Source organism: Streptomyces sp. NPDC058697 (assembly GCF_042715345.1).
Lineage (GTDB): Bacteria > Actinomycetota > Actinomycetes > Streptomycetales > Streptomycetaceae > Streptomyces > Streptomyces liliifuscus.
This window is the reverse complement of record NZ_JBHXSU010000007.1, coordinates 230081-242626: the sequence shown is the minus strand read 5'-3', so window position 1 is coordinate 242626 and position 12546 is coordinate 230081. Positions and strand designations below refer to the sequence as shown.

The following is a 12546-nucleotide window of genomic DNA, read 5'->3' as shown; positions in this document are numbered from 1 at the left end:
CTTCGGCTCGCCACCCGGCCTGACCCACCGCTGTTCCGGCTCATTTCACCCACGCACGAACGAACGGACCCATGAAGACTGCATCGCTGTTCGACGTACTGCTGGACGCAGCCCGCCAGGCCCCTGAGCAGGTCGTCGTCCATGTCCGTGGGGACGGCAGCGAACTGGCGGTCACGTTCCGGGAGTTGCTCGACGAGTCCCTGCGCGTCGCAGGTGGCTATCGCGGAGCGGGCGTCGAGCCGGGCACCTGTGTGCCGCTGCTCGCGGACCGCAGCGAGGACTTCCAGCCGATGTTCTGGGGCGCGCTCGCCGCAGGCCTGGTGCCGGTGCCTCTCGCACCCGACGCGCGTCGGGTCGCCCCGGTGTGGGAGCACCTCGGCCGTCCGCCCGTCGTGGTGGACGCGGCCTGCGCGGGGGTGGCTGCCGAACTGCCCGACGGTGTACGGGTGTTGCGGCTGGAGACGCTGCGGGAGCGCGCCGAACCGGCCGCACCAGTCGTGCCGGTCGTGCCGGTCGTGCCGGTCGTGCCGGGCCCGGACGATCTGGCCTTCCTGCAGTTCTCCTCCGGAAGTACCGGGTCTCCCAAGGGGGTTGAGCTGACACACGCGGCGGTTCTGGCGAACCTGCGGCAGATGGCCGCCGCCTCGGGGCTCAACGAGCATGACGTCGTGGTCAGTTGGATGCCCTACTTCCACGACATGGGTCTCATCGGCACTCATCTGGCGCCGCTGGCCGTGCGGGCGAAGCAAGTGAAGATCGGTCCCCTGTCCTTCGCGAAGTCGCCGCGCCTGTGGTTCGACGTGGCCGCGGCGCACCGGGCCACGGTGTTGTCGGCCGCCAACTTCGCGCTCGCCCTGACCGTCCGCCGGGTCCCCGACGAGGTACTCGCCGCCGTGGACCTGCGCACGGTGCGGCTGATGCTGGTCGGGGCCGAACCGATCTCGGCGACGGTGTGGCGTGATTTCGCGGCCAGGATGCGGCCGACCGGACTGGACCCCCGGGCGGCCACGCCCGTCTACGGGCTCGCCGAGTCGACCCTGGCCGTCACCTTCCCGCCGCTCGGCGAAGTGGCGGCACCCGTGGTACTGGACCGGGCCGCTCTCAGCCGTGGCCGGGCGGTGGAAGTGGACGGGGAGGTTGGCGGCGACGCCGTGGAAGTGATGGACGTCGGCGTACCGGTGCCCGGCTGCGCGGTGCGGATCACCGACGACCTCGGCCGGCCGCTGGGTGACCGGCGGGTGGGTCACATCGAGGTCGGCGGCCCGCAGATCGCGCGCGGCTACCACCGGCTTCCCGAGCCGACCGCGCAGACCTTCACGGACGGCTGGCTGCGCACCGGGGACCTCGGCTTCCTTCGGGACGGCCGACTGTGTGTCAGCGGCCGCCACAAGGACGTCCTCTTCCTCAACGGCCGCACCTTCCACGCCCCGGACATGGAGGAGGTGGCGGCCGCGACGCCCGGGCTGCCTGCGGGCCTCACGGCCGTGGTCGGCTCGACCGACCCGGTGACCGGGAGCGAGCGCGTCGTGGTGTTCGTGTCCTGGAGCCGTCCGCCGCGCACCGCGACGGAGGTACTTGACCAGGTCGCGCGGCGGGTTCGTGGAGCACTGGGCCACGACGACGTGCGCGTCCTCGCTCTCCCGCCGTCGGCCTTCCCCCGCACCACGAGCGGCAAGCTGCAGCGGCAGCGGATGCGGGCCCGCTTCGAGGCGGGCTCGTACCAGCCTGCTGCCTCGTCCGGCCCTGGCGGAGCGGCGGGTGGGCCGCGGCAACCTGACGGCGTACGGCGATCGGCGCCACCCCGTTCGCGCGCCGACGTACGGCAGCTGGTGCGCGACGTGTGGGCGCGCGTACTCGCACGACCGGAGGCGTCCTTCACGGACCGGGACCGGTTCACCGATCTGGGCGGCACCTCGCTCAAAGCCATGGAAGTGCTCGCCGAATTGGAGCATGCCCTCGACGTCACCCTCGCTCCGGCCGTGATGCGCAATGACACCGTCAACACGCTCTCCGACCAGCTGCTGGCGACAGTTGACGTTCCGTCAGTTCGACGGTCGTACGCCGCCGATGGGCAGGGGGCCGATGGACAGGGGGCCGATGGACAGGGGCCGGTGCCCGTCCGAGCCGGCACACCCGGGACGGCGATCGTCGCGATGGCCTGCCGGTTCCCCGGTGCGAGCACACCGGAGGAGTTCTGGGACCTGCTGGCCGCCGGACGGGACGCCGTCACCACCGTGCCGTCGGGCCGCTGGGACGGCGCGCCCCCGCCAGAGAGGGGCGAGCAGGTGTCCCCCGGCTCGGGCGGACGCTGGGGGGCCTTCCTCGACGACCCGGCCGCCTTCGACGCCGGGCACTTCGGCATCGGCGACGAGGAGGCCCGCACGCTCGACCCGCAGGCGCGGATCTTCCTCGAACTCGCCCACGAGGCACTGGAACGGGCCGGCTACGCCGGAACCCGCCGCCGTGGGCTGCGCGTCGGCGTCTTCGCCGCCGTCGGAGACAGCGGCTACCGGCAGATCCTCGCCGACGCGGCCCCGGCCGGTACGCCACCCGCGGCCACGGCCCTGACCGGGAACCTGCCCAACCTGGTCGCCGCCCGTGTCGCGCACTGCCTCGACCTCGACGGGCCGGCGCTCGCCGTGGACACCGCGTGCTCGTCGGGTCTGGTGGCGCTGCACCTGGCCCGGCGCAGCCTCGCGGACGGGGAGTGCGACCTCGCCGTCGTCGGCGGCGTGAACCTCCACCTCACGCCCGACGGTTACCAGGCACTGGAGTCGGCACAGGCCCTGTCACCGACCGGCCGCAGCCGCGCCTTCAGCACCGAGGCCGACGGGTTCGTACCCGGCGAGGGCGGAGCTGCCCTCGTCCTGCGGCCACTTGAGGAAGCGGGCCGCGACAACGACGAGATCCTGGCCGTCGTCCGCGGCACAGCCGTCAACAACGACGGCACCTCCCTGAGCCTGATGGCACCCAATCCGCTGCGACAGCACGAGGTGATCGGCCGGGCGTACGAGACCTGCGGCGTCGATCCACGGTCGGTGACGTATGTCGAGGCCCACGGGACGGGCACGGCCGTCGGCGACCCGATCGAACTGCGGTCCCTGGCGCAGGCCTTCCCGGCCGATCCGGACAGGCGGCCGCGGCTGCTCGGTTCGGTGAAGACGAACGTCGGACACCTGCTGAACTCGGCCGCCCTGCCCTCGCTGGTCAAGGTGGTGCTGGCTCTCGGGCACGGCCGACTGCCGGCCTCGCTGCACCACACGTCGCCCTCCCCCGCGGTCGAGCGCTCCGGGTTCGCCCTGGTCACCGAGCTGACCGACTGGGAGTCGCAGGGTCCGCGCAGGGCGGGCATCAACGCCTTCGGCTTCGGCGGCACGAACGCGCACGCGGTACTGGAACAGGCACCGCCGACCCCGGATTCCTCGCCTGCCCCGCGCGAGGTAGGCGGTCCGCACCTGCTGACCCTCTCGGCGCACAGTGCGGACGGTCTGGCCGCCTGGACGTCCCGTCTCTCGGACCATCTGCGCGACCACCCGGAACTCGACGAGGGCGATGTCTGTCTGACGGCGGCCACGGCTCGGGACGAGGGGCCGCACCGCCTCGCCGTCGTGGCCGACGGGGACCTCCGGGAACGGCTCGCCGAGGCGACCGCCGCGAGTGACGGCCGGCCGCCGGGAGTGATCACCGGAACCGTGGCGAACCGGCCGCGGACCGTCTTCGTCTTCCCCGGCCAAGGCTCACTGCAGCCGGGCCAGGGCCGTGCGTTGTACGCGACGGCACCGGTGTACCGCGACACGCTCGACGAGGCGTCGGCCCGCGTCGGCGCCGTACACGGACGGGAGTTGACGTCCTGGTGCGTGGACGCGGAGGTGGATCCGCAAGCACAGGCCTCCACCGAGGTGGCGCAGCCGCTGCTGATCGCCCACGGGGTGGCCCTCGCCCGGCAGTTGATGGCCTGGGGCGTACGGCCCGACGCACTCGTCGGACACAGCGTCGGCGAGCTGGCGGCCGCCTGTGTCGGCGGGACGCTGTCGCTTGCCGACGCGGTGGGGTTCGCTGCGGAACGCGGGCGGCTCATGGGCACGTTGACCGCGCCGGGCGCGATGCTGGCCGTACGGGGAGCCGCCGAACAGGATGTGGCGGCCCTGGTGGCCGCGGCACCGGGCGAGCTCGCGGTGGCCGCGTACAACGGTCCCGGCCGGTTGGTGATCTCCGGCAGCCCCGATGCGGTCGAGCGGGCGGCGGAGAAGCTCGCCGGTCTGGGAGCGGTGGTGCGCCCGCTGAGGGTGTCGCACGCCTTTCACTCACCGTTGATGGAGCCGGTCGCGCAGGCCCTCACAGACGCGGCACGCACCCTGGACGCCGGCGCTGCCGACCTGCCCGTGATGAGCACGCTCACCGCCGAGTGGCAGCCGCGCATCGACCCGGACCATCTGCGCGAACACGCCCTGCGGCCGGTGCTGTTCGGCCGGGCCGTGGCACGGCTGCTCGACGAGGGCTACGACACGTTCGTCGAGCTCGGGCCGGACGAGAACCTCGCGGGCCCGATCCGCGCGGCGGCAGCCCATCACCGGGCCGACGACACGGACGGCAGTCGTGCGCTCGTCGTGTCCGCGCCCGGGGAACCGGACCGTGTCGGGGCCGCCGAGGGCGGTACCCCGGGCGGGGCGCGGGAGTTGCTGGCGACGGTGGGGCGCCTTTGGGCGCGGGGCGTGACGCTGGACCGTACGGCGCTCGACGCGGGCCGTCGGCGTGTGCCGCTGCCGCCCTACCCCTACCAGCGGCGCCGGTACTGGCCCGATGCTTCGGCGGACGGGCTCCTGCACCGCCTGACGTGGCAGGCGGCGCCCCTGGCCGACGACGCTCCCGCCGGACCCGTACTGGTGACCGGCCCGGACGCGACGGCGGCGCGCGAACTCGCGGAACAGCTCGCGGGGCGGGGCGTGGACGCGACCACGGACTTCGGAGTCGTTCAGGCGCAGACGGTGATCCTGCTCGCCGGGCCGGCCAGGCACGGGACGACGGCCGCCGAGTTCGAGCGCATGCAGCGTGGGTGGGTCACGACGTTCCGGGAAGCGCTCGCGCTGCTCGAACGGGCTGGAGCCAGTCGTCTGCTGGTCGTGACCGAGGACGTGCACGTCACCGGGCACGGCTCCGAGCGTTCGGATCCGGCACAGGCAGTGCTGGGTGCCCTCGCCCTGGCCGTGCCCGAGGAGTTCCCCGGCGTGGTGGCGAACTGGATCGACCTGACCTCCCTCGACGACGCCGGGCAACGGCTCCGGGCCGTCCTCGGCGAGGCTGCGGCGCCGCAGGCGGCCGGGGTGGTCGCCTGGCGGGAGGGGCGGCGGCTCGTACGGACCGTCGTCCCGCAACCGGCCGAGACGGCCGAGACGCGCCTCGGCGGGGAGTGGCTGCCCGCCGACGGCACCTTTCTGATCACGGGCGGCTGCGGGGGCATCGGTTCCGCCCTGGCCCGGGACCTCGCCGGCCGTGGGCGTCCGGTTGTCATCCTCACGGGCCGTTCTCCTCAGCCGCCCGAGGGCCTGGTGGAGGAACTCGTGGCGCTCGGCGCAGATGCCCGCTACCACCCGGCCGACCTCGCGGCGCAGGACGATGTCGACAAGCTCGTCGCCGAACTGCCCGCGCTGGACGGTGTCTTCCACGCGGCCGGAGTGGTGCGGCCAGGGAGCCTGCGCGCGACGGACGTACAGGAAGCAGTGGATGCGCTTCAGGCGAAGACGCTCGGCACGATGCTCCTGTCGGAGGCACTGCTCCGGCACGGCCAGCGTCCCGGGGTGTGCGTGGCGTTCTCCTCCGTGTCCTCGGTGCTGCCCGGGCTGGCCGGGGCGCTCGGCGTCTACGCGGCCGCGAACGCCTTCCTCGACTCCTTCGCCGCCGCCGAGCGGCGGGCCGGACGACCGTGGCTGTCGGTGAACCTCGGGCCGTTCGCCGAGACGGGACTCGCCTCGTCGTTGACCCCCTCGCTCGGCGCCGACGCCGGCGCCGGCGCTCTCGCGCGTGTCGGAAGTCGTCCGCTGGCGACCGCCACCGCGCTGGCCGCGCTGCGTTCGGCGTGCGACATGGACGCGGCGCAACTGGTACTCGCCGACCTGACGTCCGTACGGGGGCCGGTCCTTGGCGGCTCGCCGGGGCGACCTGCGGTGATATCGCCGCCGCGGGCCTCTTCATCGGCGGCACGTCAGCCCTCCGGCGCGGACGGGCCGACGTGCGTCTCCAACTCCCGTTCCGTCTCCGGGGCCGGCTCCGGCTCCGGCTCGGACTCGGACTCGGACTCGGACTCGGACTGCAGTTTCAGCTTCGCTTCCGTGCTCCGGGAACTGCTTGCGCAGTCGCTGGGCGTACCGGCGTCGGCCGTCGACGACGACGCCCCGTTCCTGTCGCTCGGGCTGGACTCGCTGGGCGCCGTCGACCTCGTCAAGCGGCTGGAGCGCAGGACGGGACGGCCATGGCCCACCACGCTCTTCTTCGAGTACCGGACCGTGCGCGAGCTGGCCGCCCACCTGGACGCGCAGACCGTGGCCGATCCCGATCCCGGACCCGGGGCCGATCCTGATCCTGATGGTGATGCCGTCGAGCGGGGGCGGCGGGACGCTCTCCGCGCCCAGCTTCCACCCGTGGCGGCCGACGGCACGCCCTTCGCCCTCACCTCAGTACAACTGGCGCTCTACACCAGCAGCCGACTGCACCCGGACGTCCCGGCCCGCGGCCATCTGCGCCTGACGATTCGCGGCCCGCTGGACACCCACGTCCTCGGCCGGGCGTTGACAGCGCTGGCCGAGCGGCACGGCATGCTGCGGCTGCGTATCGACGGCGCGGGTGCCACGCCGATGCAGCGGCTGGCGCCGACGATGCCCCTGCAGAGCTGGTACGAGGTGCGCGAGGGGACTGCCCAGAGCGTGGCCGACGTCGAATCGGCCCTGTGCAACGGGCCCTTCGACCTGGCCGTCGAACCGCCGGTGCGGGCCGTCGTACTCCGTCAGGAACCGAGCCTCGCTCACCTGCTGTTGGTGGTCCATCACGCGGCGGCGGACGGGTACAGCCTGAACGTCCTGGCCGAGGATCTGTGGGCCCTGTACACCTCGCTCTGGCGCGGAGAACGTCCCCAACTGCTCCCGCCGCCGCTGGACTTCGCGACGTACGCGGCAGCGCGCGTCCACTCCACCGGTTCCAACACCCTGGACGACACACGGCGTTACTGGGCGGAACGCCTGGCCGGGCGGGGCGAACCGTTGCGGCTGCCGTACGACGGCGATCCCGACGCACCTCCGTCGGGCCCGCTCGTGCAACACCACGGCGTACTCGACTCTGCCCTCACCACCGGCCTGGAACGGCTGGCCGCCACGCATGACGTATCGCTGTTCCACCTGTTGCTCGCTGCCTACGTGCGCTGCCTGGTGCGGTGGACGGGCCGCCGGGACATCGCCGTGAACGTCGCCCGGGCCCGGCGCGAGGACCGGTTCGACGGGGTGGACCGGCTTGTCGGTCCGCTGGCCGACACGCTTCCACTGCTGTGCGAGGCGGACCCGGAGGAGCCGCTCGTGGCGTTGGCGGCGCGGCTGCGCCGGGAATGGCTGGAGAGCGAGCGGCACGCCGACCTGAGCAGCCTTGACCTGGCCGGGCTGTTGTCCGGCGCGGACGGCGGCCCCCGCACGGCGAGCCCGGCGGGCTTCAGTTTCGCCCGGTTCCCGGCCCGCCTGGCTGCCGACTGCCCGGTGGACGTGCGGGCGACCGCGGCCGGCACCGGGTCGGCCGCGACCCGGCTGAGCCTGCTGTGCTGGGCGGACGGCCCTGTGCTGCGTATGTCGTGGAACTTCCCGCTGCCGCTCTTCGAGCGGGGGACGGTGGCGCGTCTGGACCGGGAGTACCGCGCGGAACTGGAGGAACTGGCCGCGCTGTCTGCGCTCCCCGCACCGCCTGCGCCTGCGCCTGCTCTTACGCCTCCGCTTGCTCTTGCGCCTGCTCTCGCATCTGCTGAGGTCGCTTCCCCGGCTTCCGCCGTGGCGTCCGTGGCGCTCGCAGGATCGGGCGGCGGCTCGCGCCTGGTCGCCCGGCTGCTCGACCGGTTCCGTGCCACGCCCACGGCAACCGCGGTCGACGACGGAGCGACGACACTCACCTACGCAGGCCTCGACCACGCATCGGCTCTGCTCGCCGCGCGCTTGCGGGCCCTCGGCGTGCGTCCGGGCGACCTGGTCGGACTCCTCACCGAGCCGGGCCCGGACACCGTGATCGGCGTGGTGGGCATCCTGCGGGCCGGTGCCGGCTGGGTTCCGCTGGATGCGGGCCACCCCACGGCACGGCTGGCGGTTCAGCTGGCCCGCACCGGTGCCACCGTCGTCGTCTGCCATGCCTCGACGCTGTCAACCGCCGCCGCCCTCGGCGGAGTTCGGGCCGTGGCCGTCGACGATCTGCCGACCACAGAGGCCGCCGTCCCCGCGTCCGCGGCGGAGGCCGAGACCGAGGCGGAGACTCAGACTGAGGCGATCGCGTACGTCATCTTCACCTCCGGATCCACCGGCCGCCCCAAGGCGGTACCCATCACCCACCGGGCGATGGAGAACTACCTCGACTGGGCAGTCACCACCTTCGGCTACGGCCCGCAGGACCGCCTGGCCCAGACGGCGTCGCCGTGCTTCGACGCCTCCGTACGCCAGTTGCTCGCACCGCTCCTGGTCGGCGCCACCGTGGTGACCGTGCCGCCAGACCTGCGGCGCGACCCCGAGCTGCTGCTCGCGTACGTGGAGCGGGCGCGGATCACCGTATGGAGCTCCGTGCCGACGCTGTGGGAGCAACTGCTGTCGGCCGCCGAGGAGCAGGGGCGACGCGGGGCGGGCCGACCGGACCTGTCGGCGCTGCGCTGGGTGCACGTCGGAGGCGAGGCGCTGCCCGCCGCGCACGTACGCCGGTGGTTCGACCTGTTCGGAACAGGCACACGGATCGCCAACCTGTACGGGCCCACGGAGGCGACCGTCAACGCCACCTGCCATGTCATCGACGTCCGCCCCGCCGATGACGTACAACTGCTGCCGATCGGACGGCCCGTAGCCGGTACCAACCTGCAGGTGGTCGGCCCCGACGGCAGGCCGTGCGGGCCGGGCGGGTTCGGCGAACTGCTCATCGCCGGCGTCGGGTTGACACCTGGTTACCTGGGCGAGCCGGACCTGACGGCCCGCGCGTTCGCCGTACGCGACGGTCGCCGCTGGTATCGCAGCGGGGACCGGGTACGCCTCGGCGAGGGCGGCATCCTGGAGTTCCTGGGCCGTGTCGACGACCAGGTGAAGATCCGTGGGAACCGGGTGGAACCGGGAGAGGTCGAAGCGGCCCTCCAGACGCACCCCGGCATCGCACGGGCCGCGGTGATCGCGCGCGAAGGGCGGCTGCTGGCGTTCGTGACCGTCCGGCCCGATTCCGACCGACCCGCTTCCGACCAGCCCGATTCGGACCGGCCGGATTCCGACCGGCCGGACACCCGCGATGTGCGCCGGCACCTGTCGGACATCGTGCCGCCGTACATGATCCCGGCACGCATCACGGTCGTCGACGCGTTGCCGCTGACCGGAACCGGCAAGGTCGACCGCCGCGCCCTGTCCGACCGCGCAACGGCCCCGGTGGACCGTGCGGGCAAGGCACCGGCTGCACTGTCGATGCCCGCCGGTCGGGGCACTCCCCCGGCGACGCCCACCGAACGGCGGCTGGCGGCGATCTGGTCCGAACTGCTGGAGGTCGACACGGTCTGCCGGGAGGACGACTTCTTCGCCCTCGGCGGGGACTCGATGCTCGTCCTCCAGGTGTTCGCCCGGCTCGGGGAGCAGGAGGGACCGTTGCCCAGGCCGACCGCCGTCTACCGGCACCGCACTCTCGCCGCGCTCGCCACGGCAGTGGACACGGCAATGGACGCAGCGGTTGACACGGCGGTGGATGCTGCCGCCGGGCCGGCGTGCGGGACGGGGACGGTCACCGCCACGCGCTCCCGCTCGGCCCGTGAGGACCACACGGCCCCCTTCCCCCTCACACCGGGCCAGCGCGGATTTCTCCTCGCCGAGGAGCTCTCACCGGGCGGCGGCGCCTGGCTGGCACGGCTGCGGCTGTCCGGCCCCCTGGACCAGGAGGTTTTCCAAGCCGCGGTGGACCTCCTGGTGGAACGCCACGCGATGCTGCGCACGGTCTTCCCTTCGGGCGCGCGGCCGCCCGTCCAGCAGGAACTGCCGCGCTCGCTGCGACTGCCGGTCGTCTTCGAGACGCTCCGCGACCGCGGTGACGTGGACGAGCGGGCCACGGCCGAGGCCGGCCGACGCTTCGAGCCGTGGACCTGGCCCCTGCTGCGACTTCGGGTGCTCACCCTGGCTCCGCACGAGCACGTCCTCCTCGTACACGCACACCACCTCATCGGCGACGGGTACAGCGCCGCACTGCTCATGCGGGAACTGACGGACGCGTACGACCTGCTGACCGCCGACCGCACCGCCGAACTGCCCACACCTCGCGCCACCTTCCGCGACCACTGTCTGCTGCTGACCGAGACGGGCATCGAAGCCGGAACGGCAGCAGAGGGAGCGGAAGCGGGATGCGGCTCAGCGCCTGACGCCGCGGAACGGCGAGCCCGGCTGAGTGTCCCGTACCGGCCCCCGGTGCTCCGCGCCCCCGACGACACCAGCGGCAGCAGTACGACTATCGGCGGCGCCACCCCCGCCTTCCATTCGGCGGAGTTCGTGCTCGACGCGAGTCGTACGGCAGCGCTCCGCGCGCTCGCGGCTGAAGCGGGTGCCACCCTGTACGCGCCCCTGCTGACCGCCTACTACCAGCAGTTGGCGGAGACGACCGGCCAAGCGGACCTGGTCCTCGGGCTGGCGGTGAGCGGGCGGGACCGTCCGCTGCCGGACGTGCACCGGATCTTCGGCCCGTTCGCCGCGGCCGTACCGGTGCGGCCGGGCGCCGCGGCGGGCCAGGAGCCGAGGCAAGGAGACTTCGGCGATGCCCTGCGCCGGATCGTCGCCGAGGCCGAAGAGGCACGGACCCACGACGACGTCCTGCCGCGGCACGCCAACGGGCTGCCGCTGACGTCGCAGTTCTTCTTCACCTTCCTGGACTTCTCCGCGCTGGCTGCCCCCGGTGGCGGCACGCTGACGGTGTCGTGGGAGGACGCTGACAGCGCGTTCGCTCCGCCGTCGACGGCGACGGACGTGTTCATGGCGGTGCGGCCGGACGGGGACGGGCTGCGTGTGACGCTCCGTGGGTCCGCGAGGGCCTTCTCGCCGCCCGCGCTGGACGGCTTCGCGCACGCGATCCGGGCCCGGCTGACGCGGGCGTCAAGCCCTGGGTCGGCGGTTCGACGGCAGAGGCATCGGGAGACGATGGACGCGGCGCTGGTCGGGTACCTGCCCTCCCCCGACCATCTGGCGCGGCTGGCGGGCCTGCCCGACGGGGCGCTGCCACGCGCCGAGCTGCGCGCGATGCTGTTCCCCGAAGGCGCGCCGCGCCTCCTGGAGACGGTGGAGACGCCACTGGGCCGGTCGGGCTTCGTCTGCGTGCCGCTCTTCGCCGACGAACTCGGCCGGGACCCCGGCCTCGTCCGGCACACCGGCCGCGCGGTGTCGCTGGCTTCTTCGCTCGGCGCGCGCTGCGTCTCACTGGCGGGCATGATCCCGTCGCTGACCGGTTACGGCTTCGACGTGCTGTCCTGTGTCGAGGGGGCGGCGGCCGTGACGACAGGCCACGCCGCGACCGTTGTGTCGGTGGTCAGGACGGTGCAGGCGGCCCTCGACGCCACCGGCCAGAAGCTCGCGGATCTCGATGTCGCGTTCGTCGGGCTGGGTTCGATCGGCTCCTCCTCGCTGGAACTGCTCCTCTCAGGGGTCGCCCGTCCACCCCGGCGGCTTCTGCTGTGCGACGTACGAGGCAGCGGACCACGACTGACGGAACTGGCCCGGAACCTGCGTGAGCGAGGGCTGGCCGACGAGGTCGACGTGGCGGAGTCCCGGCAGGCACTGCCGGACGCGGTGTACGGGGCCGATCTGCTCGTGACCGCGATCAGCGGCAGCGCCGCGGTCCTGGACGTGGACCGGCTGAAGCCCGGCACCACGGTGATCGACGACTCGTTCCCCCACTGCTTCGACACCGCCCGGGCACTCTCCCGGATGCGGGAGCGGCAGGACGTACTGGTCCTGGGCGGCGGGCTGCTCCACATCGGCCGCACCCGCCGTGAGCCCGCCGAGGGACTGCCCGCCGCGGCGGCGGCCGGCTACCTCGCCCAGCCCTGGATCGAGGACACCCTCGCTTCCTGTCGTACGGAGTCACTGCTCCGAGCCGCACTGCCCGAACTGCCGCTGGTGCACGGCCTGGTGGACCAGGAGACGGCTCACGCCTACGCCCGGGCCGTCGAACGGGCCGGGGTGACGGCGGCCCCGCTCCACCTGCTCGGGCACGTCGTCGGCACGGAGCTGGCGGCCGGTGTGCCGAGGAAACGCTGACGGGTGCCGACGCGGGCGGCAGGCGCGGTCGGTGGGCAGCGGGCGGCGGGCGTGGGTG

Annotated in this window: 1 protein-coding gene; it reads left to right on the top strand. The window is 73.4% G+C overall.

The genetic code is table 11. The features are described 5' to 3' along the window. Positions 1–71 precede the first annotated feature (71 nt). The gene (locus tag ACFWXQ_RS19320) at positions 72–12488 is read left to right on the top strand and encodes an amino acid adenylation domain-containing protein (RefSeq protein WP_386268660.1); all 12417 of its coding nucleotides are present in this window, start codon (positions 72–74) and stop codon (positions 12486–12488) included. Positions 12489–12546: the final 58 nt, after the last annotated feature.